Source organism: Campylobacter sp. CS_NA3 (assembly GCF_027797495.1).
GTDB lineage: Bacteria > Campylobacterota > Campylobacteria > Campylobacterales > Campylobacteraceae > Campylobacter_B.
On record NZ_CP115609.1, the window covers coordinates 160,834 to 181,632 of the forward strand.

The 20,799-nt window shown below is 36.2% G+C and carries 21 protein-coding genes; 18 read left to right on the plus strand and 3 right to left on the minus strand.

Translation table 11 applies throughout. The features are described 5' to 3' along the window. The first annotated feature begins 11 nt into the window (after positions 1–11). Positions 12–1,010: a LapA family protein gene (locus PF026_RS00855; protein WP_270863145.1), complete on the plus strand. Its 999-nt coding sequence runs from the start codon at positions 12–14 to the stop codon at positions 1,008–1,010. Continuing rightward, entirely contained in the window at positions 1,010–1,921 is a 912-nt protein-coding gene (locus PF026_RS00860; RefSeq protein WP_270863146.1) for a tRNA dihydrouridine synthase, read from the plus strand. Before PF026_RS00855 ends, PF026_RS00860 begins: the two co-directional genes overlap by 1 nt. 73 nt (positions 1,922–1,994) lie before the next feature. Here PF026_RS00860 and bamA read toward each other — a convergent pair whose 3' ends face one another. Then, positions 1,995–4,244, minus strand: a complete 2,250-nt coding sequence (gene bamA / locus PF026_RS00865) for an outer membrane protein assembly factor BamA (RefSeq protein ID WP_270863147.1) — start codon at positions 4,242–4,244, stop codon at positions 1,995–1,997. 86 nt (positions 4,245–4,330) lie between these two features. On the opposite strand from bamA, the gene PF026_RS00870 reads away from it, so the two are divergent. From PF026_RS00870 to ribD, 11 genes are all read left to right on the plus strand, one after another. Next, a complete protein-coding gene (locus tag PF026_RS00870; RefSeq protein WP_270863148.1) occupies positions 4,331–5,161 on the plus strand; it encodes a prephenate dehydrogenase in 831 nt (276 codons plus the stop codon). Between the two features lie 104 nt (positions 5,162–5,265). Further along, entirely contained in the window at positions 5,266–6,654 is a 1,389-nt protein-coding gene (locus PF026_RS00875; RefSeq protein ID WP_270863149.1) for a M23 family metallopeptidase, read from the plus strand. A 56-nt stretch (positions 6,655–6,710) separates the two neighbouring features. Continuing rightward, positions 6,711–7,595, plus strand: a complete 885-nt coding sequence (lpxC, locus tag PF026_RS00880) for a UDP-3-O-acyl-N-acetylglucosamine deacetylase (protein ID WP_270863150.1) — start codon at positions 6,711–6,713, stop codon at positions 7,593–7,595. Between the two features lie 55 nt (positions 7,596–7,650). Continuing rightward, the gene (locus tag PF026_RS00885; RefSeq protein WP_270863448.1) at positions 7,651–8,058 is read left to right on the plus strand and encodes a glycoprotease; all 408 of its coding nucleotides are present in this window, start codon (positions 7,651–7,653) and stop codon (positions 8,056–8,058) included. Positions 8,059–8,066: 8 nt separating this feature from the next. Next, the gene (thrB, locus tag PF026_RS00890) at positions 8,067–8,945 is read left to right on the plus strand and encodes a homoserine kinase (RefSeq protein ID WP_270863151.1); all 879 of its coding nucleotides are present in this window, start codon (positions 8,067–8,069) and stop codon (positions 8,943–8,945) included. Between the two features lie 20 nt (positions 8,946–8,965). Continuing rightward, the gene (locus PF026_RS00895; RefSeq protein WP_270863152.1) at positions 8,966–9,199 is read left to right on the plus strand and encodes a hypothetical protein; all 234 of its coding nucleotides are present in this window, start codon (positions 8,966–8,968) and stop codon (positions 9,197–9,199) included. Continuing rightward, complete coding sequence (infB, locus tag PF026_RS00900) at positions 9,186–11,966, plus strand: translation initiation factor IF-2 (protein WP_270863153.1); 2,781 nt, start codon at positions 9,186–9,188, stop codon at positions 11,964–11,966. The genes PF026_RS00895 and infB overlap by 14 nt, the downstream gene beginning before the upstream one ends. Positions 11,967–11,975: 9 nt before the next feature. Next, complete coding sequence (gene rbfA / locus PF026_RS00905; RefSeq protein ID WP_270859239.1) at positions 11,976–12,341, plus strand: 30S ribosome-binding factor RbfA; 366 nt, start codon at positions 11,976–11,978, stop codon at positions 12,339–12,341. Beyond that, on the plus strand, positions 12,334–12,753 hold the full coding sequence (gene rimP, locus PF026_RS00910; RefSeq protein ID WP_270863155.1) for a ribosome maturation factor RimP: 420 nt from the start codon (positions 12,334–12,336) through the stop codon (positions 12,751–12,753). Before rbfA ends, rimP begins: the two co-directional genes overlap by 8 nt. 39 nt (positions 12,754–12,792) lie before the next feature. After that, positions 12,793–13,890, plus strand: a complete 1,098-nt coding sequence (locus PF026_RS00915) for a tetratricopeptide repeat protein (RefSeq protein ID WP_270863156.1) — start codon at positions 12,793–12,795, stop codon at positions 13,888–13,890. Beyond that, positions 13,883–15,037: a bifunctional diaminohydroxyphosphoribosylaminopyrimidine deaminase/5-amino-6-(5-phosphoribosylamino)uracil reductase RibD gene (gene ribD, locus PF026_RS00920; protein ID WP_270863157.1), complete on the plus strand. Its 1,155-nt coding sequence runs from the start codon at positions 13,883–13,885 to the stop codon at positions 15,035–15,037. Before PF026_RS00915 ends, ribD begins: the two co-directional genes overlap by 8 nt. Positions 15,038–15,155: 118 nt before the next feature. Here ribD and sppA read toward each other — a convergent pair whose 3' ends face one another. Continuing rightward, a complete protein-coding gene (gene sppA / locus PF026_RS00925; protein WP_270863158.1) occupies positions 15,156–16,028 on the minus strand; it encodes a signal peptide peptidase SppA in 873 nt (290 codons plus the stop codon). Further along, positions 16,016–17,236, minus strand: coding sequence for an aminofutalosine deaminase family hydrolase (gene mqnF / locus PF026_RS00930; protein ID WP_270863159.1), 1,221 nt, complete (start codon positions 17,234–17,236; stop codon positions 16,016–16,018). The genes sppA and mqnF overlap by 13 nt, the downstream gene beginning before the upstream one ends. Positions 17,237–17,322: 86 nt before the next feature. Between mqnF and aroQ the strand changes: the two genes are divergently transcribed. From aroQ to PF026_RS00955, 5 genes are read left to right on the plus strand one after another with little or no spacing between them, the layout of a single operon-like run. Next, positions 17,323–17,793 carry a type II 3-dehydroquinate dehydratase gene (aroQ, locus tag PF026_RS00935; RefSeq protein WP_270860159.1) on the plus strand — a complete coding sequence of 157 codons (471 nt, stop codon included), beginning with the start codon at positions 17,323–17,325 and terminating at the stop codon, positions 17,791–17,793. Then, positions 17,790–18,812 (plus strand): M24 family metallopeptidase, encoded by a 1,023-nt coding sequence (locus PF026_RS00940; RefSeq protein ID WP_270863160.1) that lies wholly within the window; start codon positions 17,790–17,792, stop codon positions 18,810–18,812. The genes aroQ and PF026_RS00940 overlap by 4 nt, the downstream gene beginning before the upstream one ends. Then, positions 18,809–19,312 (plus strand): 2-amino-4-hydroxy-6-hydroxymethyldihydropteridine diphosphokinase, encoded by a 504-nt coding sequence (folK, locus tag PF026_RS00945; RefSeq protein WP_270863161.1) that lies wholly within the window; start codon positions 18,809–18,811, stop codon positions 19,310–19,312. The genes PF026_RS00940 and folK overlap by 4 nt, the downstream gene beginning before the upstream one ends. Next, positions 19,309–20,106 carry an AAA family ATPase gene (locus PF026_RS00950; protein ID WP_270863162.1) on the plus strand — a complete coding sequence of 266 codons (798 nt, stop codon included), beginning with the start codon at positions 19,309–19,311 and terminating at the stop codon, positions 20,104–20,106. Before folK ends, PF026_RS00950 begins: the two co-directional genes overlap by 4 nt. Before the next feature lie 10 nt (positions 20,107–20,116). After that, positions 20,117–20,734 (plus strand): TIGR00730 family Rossman fold protein, encoded by a 618-nt coding sequence (locus tag PF026_RS00955; protein WP_270863163.1) that lies wholly within the window; start codon positions 20,117–20,119, stop codon positions 20,732–20,734. The last annotated feature ends 65 nt before the right edge of the window (positions 20,735–20,799 follow it).

Here is a 20,799-nt window from a genome sequence, read left to right on the forward strand (position 1 = left end):
AAGGAAGTAAAATGAAAACCAAGCAATTTTTTCTTTATTCGATTATTTTTATCGCAATTATCGCAGTTAGTGTATTTTCGCAAGTCAGCGGAAGCTATGCCTTAGATCTTTTTGGATTTGAGCTAAATTTGCCGATTGCGGCTTGGTTTGTTCTGCCGCTTGTGCTTTATATGCTTTTGACGATTTTTCATTTTGCATATCATAGTTTTTGTTTTTATCGCACAAAAAGGGCGATTTCAAAAGATTTAAGCACTTATGAAGCGATGAGTAAAGATGTTTTATTGGGACTTGATACAAATAAAGATTTTAAAACCGAATTCTTTAAAAACCCAAGTTCTATTACTAAGGTGCTTTCGCCGTGGTATGATAGTAGCGATATTGTGGTTGATAACCCTGAAATCAAGGCTATCATCGATACGATAGAAAAGGTTAAAAAAGGCGAAGTTGTGGATTTGAAAAAATTTAAACTTCCAAAAGACAACGGACTTTTCTTACAAAATGAGTTAAATCGCCTTGATACAGATCCAAAATATGCTCATGAAATTTTAAAAGCAAAAGGTGTTTATAGCCAAGATTTTATAAATAAAGCGTATAATGAGCTTTTGCAAAGCGAAACTTATTTAGAAATCAAAAAATACGGCATCCCAAGTGAGCTAAGTGAAGTAAATTTGGTAATAGATAGATATGTTAAAAAAGATATTGAAATTGCGACAAATGATCTATTTGAAATGCTAAATAATGAAAAATTTAGCGAAGCAGATTTTATAAATTTTGCAAAAAAACTTCAAGTCGTAATGGCGCCAGAGAGCTACAAAGCGTTTTTTGAACGACTTAAAAATGAGAATTCAAACGCAACCGAAGCCTATCTTTACGCACTTTATGAGCTTGGTATGATTGATGAGCTAAGAGAGCAAATCGGTCTAAGTGACGGCGATGAACACGAAAAATTTAATCTTTTGCTATTTTTAAAAGACAACGGCAAAAATGTCCCTGCTTCTTTGATTTTTTAATGTTTGAAAACAATCCTTTATTTTTAGCTCCGTTGGCGGGTTTTTCAGATCCGCCACTTCGGGGCGTTGTTAAACAATTTGGCTGCGATGTAACCATTAGCGAGATGATAAGCTCAAATGCGCTTGTTTTTGGCGGAGAAAAAACGCTAAAAATGCTAGAAAAAAACGAATTTGAAAGCCCCTTTATCGTCCAAATCGCAGGAAGCGATGAAGAAGTTATCAAAAAAGCAGTTTTGATTTTAAATGAGTTTGATGGCATCGACGGCATTGATTTAAACTGCGGCTGTCCCGTGCCAAAGGTCGTAAAGCAAAATGCTGGTTCGGCATTGCTACTAAATTTAGACAAGCTTTCACGACTAATCGAAACCATAAAAAAGCACTCAAATAAAAAATTCACAAGCGCAAAGGTGCGTTTGGGATTTGATGAAAAAATCCCTGAAATCGTGGCAAAAGCGGTAGAAAACGCAGGGGCTGATTTTATCGCTATGCACGGACGCACTCGCAAGGGCGGATACAGCGCAAAGGTTGATTACGAAGCGATTGCGTTGGCAAAAAAAGCCGTGAAAATTCCGTTAATCGCAAACGGAGATATAAATTCGCAAAACGCAGAGCAAATTTTCAAATTTACAAATGCTGATGCTTTGATGATAGGACGCGCAAGTATCGGCAAACCATGGGTTTTTTATGAGATAAAAACAGGCAAAAGTGTAGATAGCGATACTAAAAAAAAGATTATTTTATGTCATTTTGATGAGATGATAAAATACTACGGAACGCACGGCGTGGCGATATTTCGCAAACATTTACATGAGTATTCAAAGGGACATGAAAATGCCGCAAATTTTAGAGAAGAGATAAATCATATAAATTTGGGCGAAATTATGCGAGATAAAATTTGCGAATTTTTTTAAATTGTATTTCGAAATGACTTAATTCACAGCAAATTTAATATTAAATTTGCTGTGAATTTGGAGTTAAGAAAGCTTAAAATCTTGCACCGATATTAAATTCGAAACTATTTGTTTCGTCATTTGGTTTTTTATTTAATGGTTTAACTAGATATAGTTGAAGCGGTCCGATTGGCGTCATCCATTCCAAACCACCACCGGCACTATAACGAATTTCTTCATCCCAACTATCATTGCCTATCATACCATAGTCAAAAAATGCAACCAAACGCATTTTTAGCCTATCAATTAGCGGGAAGCTTAGTTCAAATGAGTTGTTAAAGCTTTGCATACCGCCTGTTTCGATAAATTTACACTGATTTGCGCCAATGCAGACTTCACTTTTTGGTATGCTTCTACTATCATAGCCTCTTATACTTTTCATACCGCCCAAAAATAGCTTTTCGTTAATCGGAAGTTTGCTTTTGTCATTATTCCAAATATAACCTGCTGCGGCTTTATACCTAAAAATAATATCCCAGTTGATATAATCTTTCATGCCAAAATACCAATTTAGATTTGCTCTTGCTTTGGTAAATTCTATGTCTCCGCCAAGTCCAGCGTATTCTAAACTAGCACTTGCAATTGCACCGCTTCTAGGTAAAAAATAATCATCTGTGTTATTAAATGTGATAGCAGGAGTTAAAGAGCTTTTTATAGTTTTTCCGTTTCTATAACCTGCCGCTGCGTAATAGGCGTCCAAACCTTCGATTTCAGTTCTTTCTAATATATATGTTAAACTAGCTTGTGTATATCGTCCAATTCTTCGACCAAGTGTGCCTGTAAAGCCGATTGATCTCTCGCTATAATCATCCCATTCATAATCATTTGCATAAATGGTTCCGCCAAGACTATATTCGCTATCAAAGATTCTAGGATTTGTTAGTCCAATGCGACCGCTAAGTGAATCTTCACTTTTTTCAATAGCAAATTCGCCTTTTAATCCTGTTCCGAATACATTTCTATCACTAATGCCGGCACTTAGTAAAACGCCGTCGCTACTACTATAACCCACACCGCCTGTGATGGAGCCAGTCGGAGCTTCTTTAACTGCGACTTCTAGGTCGATTTCATTATCGCCTACTCTTGTTTCTTTGATTTCAACATCTTCAAAATAGCCCGTTCGTTTTAGAGCATTTAGCGAATCTACATAGTCGCTTCTACTGTATAAATTTCCTTCTGTCAAATACATCTCGCGACGAACGACCTTATCCGCTGTTTTATCATTTCCTGAAATAGTAACATTTCGTATATAAACTTTTTGCTCAGGAATAACTACATATTTTATATCAACAATGCTATTTTCTGGATCTTGTCTAGTTTGAGGTAAAACCCTAACATAGGCAAAACCTTGATCGGCAACAGCTTCTTCAAGTTTTTTCATATCGCGGCGTAAGAATTCCGAATTCATTTTATCTCCGGATTCTAGTTTGAAACTTTTTATCATTTTTTCTTTATTGATTTCAACTTCATCTGGAGCTTCTATATCCACACTACCGACTTTATAACGATTTCCTTCTGTGATATAATATGTCAAATCAGCCGTGTAGCTATTTATATCGGCATTTAAAATCGGATTTGAAACTTCTGCATCTAAATAGCCTTTTTTGTAGTATTCTTCTTGAATTCTAGCTGCATCATTTGGAAGTTCAAAACTTTTGACTTTTCCGTCATTAAATCCCCAAAGCCAACCAAACACTTCTCTTTGTTTATTTGCAACCGCAGGTTCAATGTCGCCATAATCAAGTTTATCTGCGCCTACTAAATTTACCTTTTCTATGATGATATTTTCGCCACGATTTACCATAAATACGACTTGGACCGATTTTTGATTTTCATGCACAGGAAGTGCCTTTGTCTCTACAACCGTATCAAAAAAACCTTTTGCTTCGTAATATTGTTTAACCCTTTCTTTTGCTCTTGAAACGGCAACTTCATCATACATTTGTCCTGCTTTTATTCCTATTAGTTGTATGATTTGATCGCGATCGTTAGTAACGACATTTTCTATATCGACTTTTGCGATTGTAGGTTTTTCATCGACTACTATTGTTACATTTCCACCACTTTCTTTGACATAAATATCGTTAAAATAGCCTTGTGCGAATAAATTTGAAATGGCAGCGTTTGTATTTTCGCCTGTGATGACATCGCCGACTTTAAGTCCTGAAATATCCTGTGCAACCTTTTCGGACAAGTAGTTTAAACCTTCGAAATTTACGGATTTTATCTGTGTTGATAGTGACACAGAAACACTTGCTAGAAGTAAAAAAATATTTTTTTTCATACGATTACCTAAAAAAAAATTAATATAACTTGCGTATAATACCATAATTAATTTTAAATTTAAATAACTAAAAAGGGAAAAAATTTATGAAAATCGGTATCGTAGGTTTGGGTCTTATCGGCGGTTCTTTGGGGCTTTGTTTAAAAAGCACAAAAATCGTAAGTAGCGTTAGCGGCTTTGATTTATCAAAAGAAAACGAGCAGGCTGCCCTAAATTTAGGGCTTGTGCATGAAATTTTAAGTATCAATGAGATGAAGCAAAAATGCGATGTTATTTTTTTAGCAATCCCCGTTGAAGCCATTATCTCAACCTTGCAAAATTTAAAAGATTGCAAAAGTGATACTACGATTATCGATTTAGGTAGCACGAAATTTAAGATTTTAGAAAGTTGTCCGAGCGAAATTAGGTCAAATTTTATCGCTGCTCACCCTATGGCAGGAACGGAAAACTCAGGTCCAAAAGCTGCTTTTAAAGAGCTTTTAAAAGACGCCGTTGTAGTCATTTGCGATGATAAGGACGCCGGGGAAATGCATATGAAAAGAGCGGTTGAAATTTTCTCTTTTGTCGGTATGAAAATCGTATTTATGAACGCAAAAAGCCACGATCACCATGTAGGTCTAATATCGCATTTACCGCACGCCATAAGCTATTCGCTAGTCAATAGCGTTTTAAAAGAAGAAAATCGCAGAAATATCATAAATTTAGCAGGTGGAAGTTTTACAGGAATGGCAAGAATCGCTAAATCAAGCCCTGAAATGTGGGTTGATATTTTCAAGCAAAATAAATCAAATTTGTTAAATTCGATTGAAAATTTTGAAAAAGAGTTAAAAATTTGCACCGATATGATAAAAAATGAAAAATGGGACGATTTGCAAAAATGGATGTATGAAGCAAGAAAACTGCGAGATATTATCTAAATTTTTGCGAAAATTCACTAAATTTGGCACTTAAATTTGCCAAATTTACCGATAATTAAACTAAGTTTTGTAAAATCACACGATTAAAAAAATAAGGTATTTTTATGAGAAGAAGTTATAGACGAAATGACGGAAGTAAATTTAAATTTGTTGCGCTTTTGGCACTTTTAGGGTTGATTGTTTTTGGAATTTTTAAAATTTTTACTTCTCCTTTGTTGGAACAAAATCCGCCTAAAATCGAGCTTGAAAATCAAATTTATTGGAATTTGACTTCGCCTTTGAAATTTAAAGTTAGCGACGATACCGGCATAAAAAAAGTAGTTGTAAATTTGATAGATAATGATAAAAAAATCGCTTTAAAAGATGAAGAATACGGCATTGCGCAAAAAGAGTTAGAAATTTCGCTTGAATTTCCAAAAAATTTGATTTTAAATAATAATGCCAACTATGACCTAGAAGTCGCCGTTAGCGACATTAGCAAGTGGAATTTCACGCTTGGAAATGAAAGTAAGGCAACTTCAAAAATAATCGTCGATAATAAAAAACCGACAATCAGCGTTATAAACCAATCTTATAAAATCACCAAAGGCGGTGCTGCGGTCGTGGTTTTTAAGGCTGGCGATGAGATGTTAGATCGCGTTTTTGTGCGCACAAATTACGGAAAAGAATTTTCTGCCGTGCCTTTTGAAAAAGACGGATTTTACGCTACTTTGATAGCGTGGCCTGCAAATTTGGACGAATTTAGAGCAGATGTCGTTGCGACCGATAAAGCAGGAAATCTCTCAAATTCGCAAATTCACTATTTTTACCAAGATAAAAATTATAAGGTCTCAAACATAGCTTTAACGCAAAAATTTATTGACGGAAAAGTTAGCGAACTAGTAGAAATTTACGCACAAAATCCTAGCAAATTAGAAGGGATTGATAAATTTAAATTCGTAAATGAAGTTTTGCGTGAAGAAAACGGAAAACTCATAAAAAACGCAACTTCAAAGATCCATGAAGAAAAATTTGATAAATTTGAAATTAGAGCTTTTGCGCCGCTTAAAAATGCAGCAGCCGTGGCAAGTTACGGCGATCATAGAATTTACTCTTGGCAAGGGGAAAATTTAAGCGAATCGTGGCACATGGGGCTTGATCTTGCTAGCACGGCGGCAGCTCCTATCATAGAGAGTAATTACGGCGTGGTTGTAGAAACGACAGAAAACGGAATTTACGGGTTAAATATCGTTGTTTATTACGGATTTGGCTTGTATGGAATTTACGCACACTGCACAAATTCAAATGTCAGCATTGGCGATCAAGTAAAACCGGGCGATATTTTGGGAAATACCGGCGCAACAGGCTTTGCTTTTGGCGATCATTTGCATTTTGGAACTATCGTTCAAGGTGTTGAAACTAGACCGGAAGAGTGGATGGATCCAAAATGGATGAAAGATAATATTTTTGATATTTTAGAAAATGCCAAAAAAACTATAAAGGGCGAAAAATAATTTATTAACCAAATTTTGGTATAATGTTCGGCGAAATTTTTAAAAGGAAACGAAATTTGAAACAAATCACCATAGCTAAGCGAGTTGAAGGCGTTGGAATCGGTCTTCACAAAGGCGAACCTATAAAACTTATTCTTGAACCGCTCGAAGCTGATAGCGGAATTGTATTTTATAGAAGCGATTTGGGCGTTAGTTTCAAAGCCACACCCCAAAATGTCGTAAATACGCAAATGGCGACGGTCGTGGGAAATGAAAAAGGCTTCGTTTCGACTATCGAGCATATTTTAAGTGCGATAAATAGCTACGGAATCGACAACATAAGAATCATTGTCGATGCAAATGAAATCCCTGTTATGGACGGAAGTGCGATAAGTTTTTGTATGCTACTTGATGAAGCAGGAACGAAAAAGCTTGACGAAGATAAAAAAGCAATCATCATAAAACAAAGCGTAGAAGTAAGAGAAAATGATAAATTTGTTAGATTAAGTCCAAGCAAAAATCCTAAATTTGATTATACGATTGAATTTTCGCACCCGCTAATCGGAAGACAAAATTTCGTTTTTGAATTCGGCAAAAAAAATTATCTAAAAGAAATCGCAAGAGCTAGAACTTTCGGATTTTTAAAAGATGTTCAAATGCTTCGCTCGATGAATTTAGCACTTGGCGGAAGCCTAGAAAATGCCGTTGTTATCGATGATACAAGAATTTTAAACCCGGAAGGGTTGCGTTATGAAAACGAATTTGTCCGCCACAAAATTTTAGACGCGATCGGCGATTTATCTTTAATGGGCGCACCGATTTTGGGAGATTATACAGCTTACGCAGGAAGTCATGATTTAAATCACAAGCTTACAAAAGCCGTATTTAGCGACGCTAAAAACTACGAAATCGTAAGCCTAAATGAAGAAATCGTTAGAGCCTACTCAAAAGTTTTTGCATAAGGTCGCACTCATAAAACAAGTTGAAATTCTCGTTGTTGCCCTTACAACGCCCGTTTTGATTGGAATTTACGAAAACGGAGATTTAATCCAAAAATTTACTAGCGATGAAAACGAAAAAGCGGGAGATTTTCTAATCTCTAAATTTGATGAAATTTTGCAAATTTATGAGATTAAAAGCGTGATTTACGCAAACACTCCGGGTAGTTTTATGGGGATAAAACTAAGCTATGTCATCTTAAAGACACTCTCGACCGCGCTAAATTTTCCGTTATTTGCGATTAGCGGATTTGAATTAAATAATTTTAGCCCCATTAGAGCAAATAAAAATTTAAGTTTTGTATATCATAACGGCGAAATCGTGCTAGAAAAATGTGAGCCAAAAGCGTTTGATCTGCCACAAACTTTATCAAATTTAAATAAAAATAGTGATATACTACCAAATTACATTATCGGTGCCGTTTAGGAGAGAAATTGATTATCAAAATTCCAGCTACTAGTGCAAATTTAGGACCGGGATTTGACGCTCTTGGTCTTAGCTTAGAGCTTTTTAATGTCGTTGAAATTACCGAACAAAAGGTAACTTCGGTTTCACTTTGCGGAGAAGGAAGCGAGAAAATTTCGCTTAGAAAAAATAACTCTTTTTTGAATATTTTTAGAGAAATTTATTCAAAACTTTCGTCAAATCAGGCAAATTTTCGTTTTGTTTTTCAAAATAATATCCCATTTTCGCGTGGTCTTGGTTCAAGTTCAGCCGTGATCGTCGGAGCCATCGCAGCAGCACATGAAATGTGTGGATTTAGCGTAGATAGAAGTAAAATTTTAAATCTTGCCTTAGAATATGAAAACCACCCTGACAATATCGCTCCTGCCGTGCATGGTGGCTTTGTAAGCTCTATTGTTGATAACGGCAAAGTTTATTGCCAAAAATGCGAAATTTCACCAGATATAAAAGCGGTCGTGGTAATCCCAAATAAGCCTATGAGTACAAACGAATCTCGCACAAAATTGCCTAAAAATTACACGATGAAAGAGTGCGTTTCGAATTTAGCTCATGCTTCGTTTTTAACGGCTTGTTTTATGAAACAAGATTATAAAATGCTTCGCCTTGCCTGTATCGATAAAATGCACGAAGAAATTCGCATGGCTAGTTTGCCTGAGCTTTTTAAAGTGCGTGAAATCGCATATAAAAATGGCGCTTTGATGAGTTCGCTCTCAGGTAGCGGATCGTCGTTTTTAAATTTGACGCTTAAAGATAATGCAGATAGACTAAAAAAAGTTTTATCGGAAAATTTCACTGAATTTAGAGTTGAAATTTTGGATATTGATAACGGCGGATTTAAAATTAACTAAGAAAAAAAAAGATATAATTAATGTTTAAGGGTCATAAACCGATAAGAATGTGTGTGATTTGTAGAGTTAGGCTTGAAAAATCCGAGCTTAGCAAATTTGCTGTGAAAAAAGAAAGCGGTAGAAGTTTTTATATCTGCAACACATGTATAAATCAAAAAGACAAAAATAGTAAAAAAAGACTATCAAAATTTTTAAATTCGATAAATTTTGATGATGATGATTTGAAGGAGAAGCTTTTAAATGGGGAATGTTAAGATTTCAGTAATAGCTGATGAACTTGGATATGATTCAAAGGAAATCATACAAAAAGCTCAGGAAATGGGCTTTAAAAAGATAAAAGCCAAAACAAATGTCGTCTCAGACGAAGAAGCGGATGCGATTTATAAATATATCCAAACAGGGATTTTGCCACAAAGTGCCACAAAGCCAAAGGCGCCAAAAGCTGAAAAAAGTGCAAAACCAAAAGAAAAAACAGAAGAAAAAAGCACTAAAAAAAGCACAAAAGATGAAAAACCTGCAAAAGATAAGGCTGAAAAACCAAAAAAAGAAGAAAAGCCAAAAGAGAGCAAAAAAACGGCTAAATCTAGCCAAAAAGTTGCCAAAAAAGATGAAATCAAAGCAGAAAAAAAGGTCGAAAAAGTAGAAGAAATCCAAATTCCTAAACCGCAAACCCAAGAAAAAAAAGAACCCGAAATAACCCCTGAAATAAAAGCCCAAAAACCACAAATTCAAAAAGAAGAGCCAAAAATCGAGCCAAAACCAAAAGCCGACATTTTTGAAAAAGGCGAGAGCCTAGCTATGGAAAGTCTTAAAAAACGCCGTGGGCTAGTGATAGTAAAAAAGAAAAAAGATATTGAAGAAGAAAATCTTCCGTCAAAACAACCACAAAGTGCCGAAAAGCCAAAAGCTGAGAAAATCACTGCAAATTTAGAAGCGATTTTTTCAAATGCCGAGATGAATTTGAAGAAAAAGAAAAAAGAGAAAAAGCAAATTCAAGCCACAAAAAAAGAAGAAACACAAAAAATCGAGCTTGTAAGTGATCACGAACTAGCCGACATAGTCATCGATGATGATGAAGATATGGTAGTTTTGCCTGATCTTACGGTTAAGCCTATTCAAGTCGAAAACAAAACAAAAACCAAAAATCAACCAAATATCTACAAAGGTTCGCAAACGCAGTTTTACGGGAACGATACGGGTATTAGCCGTGGAAGTCGCAAAAAACATAAAAAAGTCGTCAAAAAAGATGATGAGCAGAGCGTAACTTCTGTAAATATCCCAAAAGAAATTCGTGTTTATGAATTTGCCGAAAAAATCAAAAAACAGCCTAGTGAAATCATTTCAAAGCTATTTTTGCTCGGTATGATGACGACCAAAAACGACTTTTTGGACGAAGATGCGATTGAGATTTTGGCAGAAGAATTTGGCATTGAGGTAAATATCGTAAATGAAGCCGAAGAATTCGACTATGTCAAGGCTTACGAAGATGAGGTTGTAGAAGAAAATTTAACCACAAGAGCGCCAGTAATTACCATTATGGGGCATGTCGATCACGGAAAGACAAGTTTGCTTGACTTTATACGCAACTCTCGTGTTGTCAGCGGCGAAGCAGGTGGTATCACTCAACATGTAGGTGCGTATATGGTCGAGAAAAACGGACGAAATATCACATTTATCGATACCCCGGGACACGAAGCATTTACATCTATGCGTGCGCGCGGTGCAGAAGTTACCGACATTGTTATCATTGTGGTGGCTGCTGATGATGGCGTAAAACCACAAACAAAAGAAGCCGTAAATCATGCGAAAGCTGCCGGTGTGCCGATAATCATCGCTATCAATAAAATGGATAAAGAAAACGCAAATCCTGATTTGGTAAAAACAGGACTTGCGGAACTTGATATAATGCCGACCGAGTGGGGCGGAAGCTATGAATTTGTGCCGATTTCAGCTAAAACAGGTATGGGAATTGAAGATTTGCTTGAAATCGTCTTGCTTCAAGCCGATTTGCTTGAATTAAAAGCCGACAAAACTCGCCAAGCAAAAGCAACCATTATAGAAAGCTCACTTCAAAAGGGTCGTGGTCCTGTCGCCACCGTCATTGTCCAAAACGGCACACTAAAAGTGGGTGATACGGTAGTTGCGGGTGTGGCGTATGGAAAGGTTAGAGCCCTAAATGATGATAAAGGCAAAAAGCTAAGCTCGATTGCTCCGGGTGAGTGTGGTGTCATCATTGGTCTTAGCGAAGTCCCGGAAGCCGGGGAAACGCTAATTGGCGTTGGAAGCGATAAAGAAGCAAGAGAGTATGCGAGCCGAATTTACGAGCACCAACGCCAAAAAGAGCTATCAAAATCGACAAAGGTTACAATCGACGAGCTAAGTGCAAAAATCGCAGAAGGCGAGTTAAAATCGCTTCCTGTTATCGTAAAAGCCGATGTGGTGGGCTCTCTTGAAGCCATTAAGGCAAGTTTAGAAAAACTTCGCAACGACGAAGTTAAGGTAAATATCATACACTCAGGCGTTGGCGGTATCACGCAAAACGATGTGGGGCTAGCAAGTGCGAGTGAAAACTGCGTGATTTTGGGCTTTAATATCCGCCCGACAGGCGAAGTCAAAGAAAAAGCCAAAGAACGCGGTGTAGAGATAAAAACTTACAATGTCATTTATAACTTGCTTGACGATGTTAAGGCGATTTTGGGTGGATTAATGAGTCCGATTATCAGAGAAGAAGACCTTGGTCAAGCTGAAATTCGCCAAGTCATAAATGTGCCAAAAATCGGACAGATTGCTGGTTGTATGGTTACAGAAGGCTCGATTCAAAGGGGAGCTAAAATCCGCGTAATCCGCGACGGCGTGGTGGTTTTCGAAGGAAACATAAGCTCACTAAAACGCTTTAAAGATGACGCAAAAGAGGTCGCTAAGGGCTTCGAGTGTGGTGTCGGTATCGACGGATACAACGATATGCGCGTTGGGGATTTCATCGAAAGCTTCAAAGAAAAAGAAGAACAAGCCACGCTATAAAGGTGATTTATGAACGCTCACGAAGTAAGACGACTACGAACCGCAAGTGTCCTAAAAGAGCTGATTCCACAGGCTTTATCGCAGCTTGATGATGAGTTTTTGCACGGGCTTTGCGTAACCGATGTCGAGTGCAAAAGAGGACGCTATGACGCCTTTGTTTATCTCGATAAAATGGGCTTAGACGAAAGGGAGCAAGAGCTAATCTTGGCAAAACTCAAAAAAGTAAGCCGTTTTATCCAAAACCACTGCATGGAAGCCGAGGGCTGGTTTCGCTCACCTGCGCTTCACTTTAAATTCGACGATAGGCTCGAATACCAAAACAAAATGGACGATTTGTTTGAAAAAATTAGTAAGGATTTAAATAAAAATGGTTGATTTAAACGCCCTTGCCAGCGAGTGTGGGCTGGAATTTTACGATTGCGAAACAGCTAGCGAAAACGGCAAAACGATTTATAGAGTTTTTGTGACTAAAACCGGTGGCGTGAGCTTAGAAGATTGCGAAAAACTAAGTCGCATTTTATCGCCGATTTTCGATGTCGAACCGCCTGTTAGCGGGGAGTATTTTTTAGAAGTATCGAGTCCTGGGTTGGAGAGAAAACTAAGCAAAATAGAGCATTTTAGCAAAAGCGTGGGCGAGTTAGTCAAAATAACCACGAGCGAAAAAGATAAAATTTGCGGAAAAATCCTTAAATTCGAAGATGAAAATTTATATTTAGATACTACTGACGGCGAAATTTGCATTAAATTTAGCGATATAAAAAAGGCGAAAACTTATATACAGTGGTAAATTTACTCAAATTTAAACAATCAATTTCAAGGGATTTAAATGAAAAAAATCATTTTATTTGTAATTGCATTTGTATTTATATTATTTTTGGGTAAAGAAAAACAAGCAATCATTTTTTGTTATTTAGGCAATGATGCTTCGTGCCATAATCTTGGTTATTATAACGAAATAGGTGATAAAAATAAAGAAATAAATTTAGAAAAAGCAAAAAAATATTATGAAAAAGCTTGCAATAAAGATTTTGTTGGAAGTTGTCACAATATGGGTTTGTTATTAAATCAAGAGAAAAATATTTTAACATCAAGACAATATTTTAAAAAGGGTTGTGATTTAGATTATTTGGGGAGCTGTGCTTCTTTGGCTGCAAGTTACTTAGAAAACGAACCAAAAGACAATGATAGAGCTATTAAAATATCACTAAAAATGTGTAATGAATTAAACGAAGTCAATGCGTGTTATGTTTTGGCTAATATTTATGCTGGTGTTGCTAACATTATAAAAAAAGATGAAATCGATGAAAAAAGAGCCATAAATTATCTTGAAAAAGCTTGCAATTTAGACCATAATGGAAGCTGTTATGGTTTGGGTAGAATTTATTCAGATTATGAAAAAAATTACGAAAAAGGCAATAAATACTATAAAAAAGCTTGTGATTTAAATAATAGCAACGCTTGTAATTCGGTAGGATTTCACTATGAAAACGGATTTGGTTTTGAAACAAATTTAAAAGAAGCGCATAAATTTTACACAAAAGCGTGTGAAAATTTCAAAAATAATTATGGTTGTGGTAGTTTGGGATATTTGTATTTGGTCGGAAATATGGCGAGTGATGTCCAAAATTCGCCCGAATTTTATGAAAAAAGTTGCAAATTTAACGACGGCGAAAATTGTGCAAATTTAGAAAATTTTCTTAAAAACTATGATTTTATTGATAGAGATTATAAAAAAGCAAAAGAGCTTTTAGAGTATTCTTGCGATGAAAAAGTCGCGCAAAGTTGCGGTGTTTTGGGAACTATGTATGAATTTGGAAAAGGCGCTTCGCAAGATATTTTTGTGGCAAAGGAAAATTATAAAAAAGCGTGCGATTTGGGTTATAAGCTTGGTTGTGATGAGCTAAAAAGACTGGAAAATGACTAACGAATTTTATATGCGCTTGGCTCTGAAAGAAGCGTGGAAGTATCAAATTTTAACCTTTCCAAATCCTGCTGTGGGGTGCGTAGTAGCCGATACGCACGGCAAAATTTTAAGCATAAATTCTCATAAAAAAGCTGGACTACTTCACGCCGAAGCAAACGCCGTTTTTGTCGCACTTTGCGAGATAAGCGATGAATTTTTAAATAAATTTTTGCAAATTTATGAAAACAAATTTGGCATAAATTTGAGCGAAATTTGCAAAAATCCGCAAAATCTCATCTACGGCGATTTTTTTGAAAATTTCGGCGTAGTATCCCCAAAATCACGCTTTGCAAATCAAATTTTAGAGTTCAAAAATCTAAATGCAAATTTCGTTTATGAATTTATCACGCAAAATCACGACAATTTACTTAAAAATACAACCGCTTTTGTTACTCTCGAACCCTGCGCCCATATCGGCAAAACGCCATCATGCGCGAATTTACTTAAAAATTTAGGCTTTAAAAAAGTCGTAATCGGCTCTGCGGATTTAAGCGAAAAAGCTAGTGGCGGCGGCGAAATCTTAGCGCAAAGTGGCGTAGAAGTGGAATTTGGCGTTTTAAAAGACGAGTGCGACGCACTTTTAAAGCCATTTTTGCAGTGGCAAAATGGCGGGAATTTTAGCTTTTTTAAACTCGCATTTTCTGCAAACGGCGTGATTACGGGCGAAATTTCAAACGCCAAATCTCGCACATTTTCGCACTATTTAAGAAGCGTTTGCGATAGCTTGATGATTGGCGGAAACACTGTGCGCACGGACCGCCCGAAGCTCGATACTAGGCTGATTGCGAATGGGAAAAATCCAGATATTTTCATCTATTCTAGGCAACGAGAGTTTGATAAAACTATCCCGCTTTTTAGCGTTGCGGACCGAAATGTGCAAATCACAAATGATTTGCAAACTGCCTTAAATTCAGGCTTAGTGATGATAGAAGGTGGGCAAAATTTGCTAAATGAAATCGCAAAAAGTGTAAATTTATTTCTGTTTTTTCGTTCAAACGAGCTCAAAAACGGGCAAAATTTCAGAAGCGTTCTAGAATTTAAACCACTTTTCACAGCTAAATTCGGTAGCGACGAATACGGCTGGTATGAGCTAATTCCCCATACCTGACGGATTAAATTAAAAAATTCCACGCCTTATAAGCTAACACACGAAAAGTGTGTTACGCTTAAAAGCGTAAAATTTTTTAAATTACTACGCCCACTCTGTCTTGAATATTTTTTAAAAATCACTTCGCCATTATTTTTGCGCTCAAAAGCGACCTTATCATCATTTCACCTTTGGCTGTGAGTTTATTTAGCATTTTTTCATACGGCGGCAGCTCCTGCCAAATCGGCAACGCAACACCGCTTAATTTTTCAAGTGCGATTTTTGCTTCTTTGTGGCTTGAAATTCCGTCAATCAAGCCCAAATGCAAAGCATCATCAGCCAAAAACACCCTTGCGTTCGCCCACTCGTCGCTTTTATTTGCGTCAAGTTTTCTAGCACTTGCCACTTCGCCAACGAAAAATTCATAGCTTTTATTAACCAAATTTTGCAAACTTTCGCGCTCTTTTTCGCTCCATTTTCGCATCATCGTTCCTGCTTCTTTAAACTCACCTGCCTTTACGACTTGTTCGCCGATACCGATTTTGTTAGCCAAATTTGAAATGTCAAATCCTTGCATAATCACGCCGATTGAGCCGATGAAACTTCCTTTGTTTGCATAAATTTTTTCTGACCAAATTCCACTTAGCAAACTACCACTTGCCATTGTCCCACTTGCGTAGGCTACGACTGGCTTTTGCGAATTTAGCGATTTTATCGCTTCTGAAATTTCTACGCTTGGACTTAGTGCGCCACCGGGACTATCGATATTTAGCAAAACGCCCTTTATAGCGTTATTTTCACTTGCTTCATCTATTTTTTCTAAAATTTCAGTAGCGTCGATAATTTCGCCTTTTAACTCAATCTCAACCAAATTTGCGTTTGAATTTTGAACGCTTTCGCCAGAAAAGAAAATGATATAGACAATCAATAAAAATAACAAAGCCTTAAAATGTTTGCCGATAAATGTGAGTGTCGCCGTAATCGGGGTGAAAATTTTCTTTAAAAATTGCATTTTTGTCCTTTAATAAATAGTTCTTTTGCGTTTTTGCTTTGTAAGATTAGTTGCAGTGGAAGTTGGCTTAAATTCGCCACTTCAAAGCCTTTAAAAACGGCAAAGTCTGCGATTTTACCTTTTTCGATACTACCTAAATTTAGTCCAAGAGCCTTTGCGCCACCGTTAGTGGCGCAGTAGAGCAAAATTCGCGCTAGTTTTTCAATGGCGATATTTTCGTGCATAAATAAATTTGCCCTTAACTCATCTAAAAAATTTAGGCTTAAATTTGAGCTAAGCCCGTCCGTGCCGATATTTAGGCTCAAATTTGAATTTAATATTTTACTTAAATTTACTCTTTTTTTACTAAGAAGTCTGTTTGAGCGAACGCAAGTCGTAACCGAGTGCAGGGCAGGGTCAAAATGCGAAAAATCATCAGCCCAAACGCAATGGGTAAAAAGCGTTCTAATGCCCTTAAAATGGGCGATAAATTCGCTAGGCGTATAAAATGGTTTTGGATTTTTGTTAAAATTTGAAAGCCATTTTTTAAATTCGCCCGTGCCGCTTTCAAGCCACTTTTTCTCGTGCGAACTCTCTAAAAAATGGGTTGAGATTACCAAATTTTCACGCCCAGCAAATTCGCAAACTTTTTTTGTCAGTTTTTCGTGTGTGGAGTAGGGCGAATGCACCGAAACAGCAGGAATAAACATATCGCTTTTAAATTTTTGCGAATTTTCAAATCTAGCCATAAAATTTGCAAAATTCGCTTCTACGACATTTTCATTTGCTCCCAAAACCTCATTAAAAAAGACAAATCTTGCCCCACTTTTAGCGCAAATTTCAGCCTCTATGCCAAAACTAGAAATCTCGCCGATAGTGCCCACACCGCTTTTTTGCATAATTTTTATTTGCTTTGCAATCAAATTTTGCGTTGCTTTTTTCGAAAGTTTTGAGCGACTTTTTATGATACTGCCGACCCATTTTATAAAATCGCCGTAAATCAAGGTCGTGGCGTTTGCGCTAAATTCTAAATGTGTGTGCGTGTTGATAAAAGCAGGAAGCACAATGTCATTTGAAAAATCGTAAATTTGCGAATTTGGATATTTTTTTAACGCTTCTTTAAATTCGCAAATTTCGACGATTTTTTCATCGAAAACGACTGATTTATCTTGTAAAATCGTAAATTTTTCATCGCATAAAAGTAAATATTTTGCTTTTAAAATTTTCATTTTTTACTCCAAATTGTGATTATAGCAAGAATTTAGTTAGCTTTGGCTATAATCGCAATAAATTTTTTCAAAAAAAGGACACAAAAATGAAAGTTATGGTAATTCAAGGACCAAATATCAATATGCTTGGGCTTAGAGAACCCGGAATCTACGGCAGAATGAAAATGGAGGATATTCACAAACAAATGAAAGCTGCCGCAGATCAAGCAGGGATTGAGATTGAATTTTTTCAAAGCAATTTCGAAGGCGAAATCGTGGATAAAATTCAAGAGTGCCTTGGCACGGCTGATGGTATTATCATAAATCCAGCTGCCTATACGCACACTTCAATCGCCATTAGAGATGCTATTTCTGCGGTTGCGCTTCCTACAATCGAAGTGCATATTTCAAATATCGCTAGAAGAGAAGAATTTAGAAAAGAAAGCCTTATCGCGCCTGTTACAGCAGGACAAATCATCGGCTTTGGGCCTGTTGGATACCACCTTGCGTTAATGGGAATGTTTCAAATTTTTGAACAAATAAAAGCACTTCAAGCTGCACAAAACGAAGAGAAATGAATTATATCTTAAAGGACGAAAACGCCGTATTTTACGAGTGCGGTTATAGTTGCGATAACGAAATTTTTTTGCGAGTGGGTGAAAAGGCGTTTTTTTTGACCGACGCAAGATACGGCATAGAAGCAAGAGAAAACATCGCTAATGCCGAAGTTATCGTAATAAATCGTCCTTTGATAAAAGAAGCTAGGTTTTTGCTTAGGCGTTTGGGTGTAAAAAGTTTAGTTTTTGATCCAAATGATTTTAGCTATGCTGATTTTAAACTTTTAAGCGAAAATTTGCATATAAAATTCACGCCAAAACCCTTTTTTAGCAAACAAAAACGCATTATCAAAAGTGCCGACGAAGTTGAAATTTTAAAAGAGGCGGCTAAATTTGGGGCAGAGTGTTTTGACGAATTTGCAAATTTTTTAAATTTACACGGCGAAAATTTAAGCGAAAAAGAGCTTTTTTACAATGCGAATTTGATTTTTACAAAAAAAGGCGAACTTGGGCTTTCTTTCGAGCCGATAATCGCTCTTAATAAAAACGCCGCAAAGGCTCACGCTTTGCCTTGCGGGGATACTTTGAAAAAAGGCGATTTGCTTTTGCTTGATGCGGGGGTTAAGTTTAAAAGATACTGCTCTGATCGAACTAGAACGGCTTTGTATGACGGAAATTTAGAATTCTCAAAAGAGCAGAAATTTACAAATTCAAAAATGCAAGAAGTTTATGAAATCGTCAAAGAAGCGCAAAACTTAGCCATAAAAGCGATAAGACCGGGAATTTTAGCTAACGAAGTGGATTTTGCCGCAAGAGAATTTATAAAAAAATGCGGATTTGAAAAAGAGTTTTTTCATAGCACGGGGCACGGCGTAGGTATCGATATACACGAATTTCCTGTGATAAATTCAAAAAGCAAGACTATTTTGCAAGAGGGCATGGTTTTTAGCGTAGAACCAGGGATTTATCTGCAAAATGAATTTGGCGTAAGAATCGAAGATGTCGTCGTGGTCACGAAAAATGGGTGCGAGATACTATGAATTTAACTATCAAAAATAACGATTTTTACGAATTTAGCGATGCGATTAAATTTATAAAAAGTTCGTTTTTCCCGTTTTTTAGGGCTAAAAAACGCTATTTTAAGGGCGAATTTGTGCTTGGAATCGGCGGAAATATCGGCAATGTAAAAAATAGATTTGAGAAATTTTTTATGAATTTAAAAAACGATAAGCGATTTTTTGTGACGCAAAACTCAGTGATTTTAAAAAACAGAGCTTTTGGCTACACTAAGCAAGATGATTTTTTAAACGCCGTTATGTTTGTGCAAACTTCGCTAAGCCCGAATACGACGCTAAAAATCATGCAACGATATGAGCTTAAATTTGGTCGCAAAAGAAGCTTTAAAAACGCTCCAAGAACGCTTGATTTAGATATTTTGTATTTTGATAAAAAGGTTAGAAAATCGCCAAGACTTATTTTACCGCATTATGGCGTAAATGAGCGAATAAGCGTAATTTTACCGCTAGGACTTATGAGATGACGAAAATAATAGCTTTAACAAGTGGCAAAGGCGGAGTCGGAAAAAGCCAAATAGCTGCAAATTTAGCTTACATTTTATCTGAAAATGGCTATAAAACGGCACTTTTGGAAGTTTCAGATTTGCCAAATTTAGACATAATAATAAACGCAAAAAGCGGGGCAAATTTGGCAAATTTTATAGGCGAAGAGTGCGGCATAGACGATTTGTTTAATGAAATCAATCAAAATTTGTATTTTATCGCAAGCGAAGGCAGTGAATTTGATAAATTTAGCGACGAATCTGTGCTTAAAGAAGTTTTTTCTGGTCTGAAAAATAGGGACTTTTTTGATTTTATCATTATTGATTGTGCTAACGGCAATTTTAATGCTTTGCAGAATATTATGAATAATGCAGATGAAAATATTATAGTTACAATACCCGAACCAGCTGCCATTAGCGGTGCTTACGCTATGATGAAATTATCTAGCAAGAGTGATTTTTTATTTATAGTAAATTTTGCAAAAGACGAAGAAGAAGCGGTTTTGATTTTCGAAAATATAAAAAAAGTAGCCAAAAACAATATAAAAACACCTTTAAATTTAAACCTTTTAGGCTTTATTAAAAAAAGTAGCATTGTGCCGATTTGCGCTCAAAAAAGGTCGTTAATGTGCGAAGAATTTGAGTATGCAAACCCAAGTTTTGAGTTAAAGCAAATCGCTTCTAGGTTGCTTATAAAAATGGGCCATAAAGGGCTTGATATAAGAAAATTAAAAGGCATAAAAGGTCTTTTGAATAAACTAAGCAATTTGGTATAGAAAGTTTAAAATGGAAGTAAAAAAAATTTTAAAAGATATAAAAAGCGTAAATGAAATTTTAGATTTTACGCACAAAAGTGTTACTATTTTCGGTTCTGCTAGGTTTGACGGACGAAATCGCTATTGCAAAGATGCTAGAAAGTTAGCAAGTGAATTTGCGAAGATGGATTATGCTGTTATGACCGGCGGCGGCGGCGGTATAATGGAAGCTGCCAATCGTGGCGCTCATGAAATTAACCCTGAGCTTAGTTATGGTTTAAATATATTTTTGCCGTTTGAACAAAGTAGCAATAAATATGCCACGAAAAATATCCAGTTTTCAGCTTTTGCGTTGCGAAAATATGCGCTTATGAATAAAAGCAAGATTTTCGTCATTTTTCCGGGCGGATTTGGGACGATGGATGAACTTTTTGAACTGCTAGTTTTGGTGCAGGTCGGCTTTAAAAGTAGGTGCAAAATTTATCTTTATGATAGCGATTTTTACGCACCTTTGGTCGAATTTTTCAAAAAGTCGTTTTTGAAACACAAAACCATAAGCGAAGAAAATTTAAAAATGTTTAAACTTTGCGATAGTGTTGATGAAATTATAGATGATGTGAAGTTGGCACGAAAAAAAGAAGAAATTTAATAAAATTTAAAGCTAAATAATTTTATTATTCTCAAATTTTTAATTTTAAAATATACTTAAAGTAT

What these genes read in the sequence shown, in the direction of transcription:
- PF026_RS00855 (WP_270863145.1), top strand. Translation starts at nt 12, where the DNA reads ATGAAAACCAAGCAATTTTTTCTTTATTCGATTATTTTTATCGCAATT.
- PF026_RS00860 (WP_270863146.1), top strand. Translation starts at nt 1,010, where the DNA reads ATGTTTGAAAACAATCCTTTATTTTTAGCTCCGTTGGCGGGTTTTTCA.
- bamA (WP_270863147.1), bottom strand. Translation starts at nt 4,244, where the DNA reads ATGAAAAAAAATATTTTTTTACTTCTAGCAAGTGTTTCTGTGTCACTA.
- PF026_RS00870 (WP_270863148.1), top strand. Translation starts at nt 4,331, where the DNA reads ATGAAAATCGGTATCGTAGGTTTGGGTCTTATCGGCGGTTCTTTGGGG.
- PF026_RS00875 (WP_270863149.1), top strand. Translation starts at nt 5,266, where the DNA reads ATGAGAAGAAGTTATAGACGAAATGACGGAAGTAAATTTAAATTTGTT.
- PF026_RS00895 (WP_270863152.1), top strand. Translation starts at nt 8,966, where the DNA reads ATGTTTAAGGGTCATAAACCGATAAGAATGTGTGTGATTTGTAGAGTT.
- infB (WP_270863153.1), top strand. Translation starts at nt 9,186, where the DNA reads ATGGGGAATGTTAAGATTTCAGTAATAGCTGATGAACTTGGATATGAT.
- rbfA (WP_270859239.1), top strand. Translation starts at nt 11,976, where the DNA reads ATGAACGCTCACGAAGTAAGACGACTACGAACCGCAAGTGTCCTAAAA.
- rimP (WP_270863155.1), top strand. Translation starts at nt 12,334, where the DNA reads ATGGTTGATTTAAACGCCCTTGCCAGCGAGTGTGGGCTGGAATTTTAC.
- PF026_RS00915 (WP_270863156.1), top strand. Translation starts at nt 12,793, where the DNA reads ATGAAAAAAATCATTTTATTTGTAATTGCATTTGTATTTATATTATTT.
- ribD (WP_270863157.1), top strand. Translation starts at nt 13,883, where the DNA reads ATGACTAACGAATTTTATATGCGCTTGGCTCTGAAAGAAGCGTGGAAG.
- sppA (WP_270863158.1), bottom strand. Translation starts at nt 16,028, where the DNA reads ATGCAATTTTTAAAGAAAATTTTCACCCCGATTACGGCGACACTCACA.
- mqnF (WP_270863159.1), bottom strand. Translation starts at nt 17,236, where the DNA reads ATGAAAATTTTAAAAGCAAAATATTTACTTTTATGCGATGAAAAATTT.
- aroQ (WP_270860159.1), top strand. Translation starts at nt 17,323, where the DNA reads ATGAAAGTTATGGTAATTCAAGGACCAAATATCAATATGCTTGGGCTT.
- PF026_RS00940 (WP_270863160.1), top strand. Translation starts at nt 17,790, where the DNA reads ATGAATTATATCTTAAAGGACGAAAACGCCGTATTTTACGAGTGCGGT.
- folK (WP_270863161.1), top strand. Translation starts at nt 18,809, where the DNA reads ATGAATTTAACTATCAAAAATAACGATTTTTACGAATTTAGCGATGCG.
- PF026_RS00950 (WP_270863162.1), top strand. Translation starts at nt 19,309, where the DNA reads ATGACGAAAATAATAGCTTTAACAAGTGGCAAAGGCGGAGTCGGAAAA.
- PF026_RS00955 (WP_270863163.1), top strand. Translation starts at nt 20,117, where the DNA reads ATGGAAGTAAAAAAAATTTTAAAAGATATAAAAAGCGTAAATGAAATT.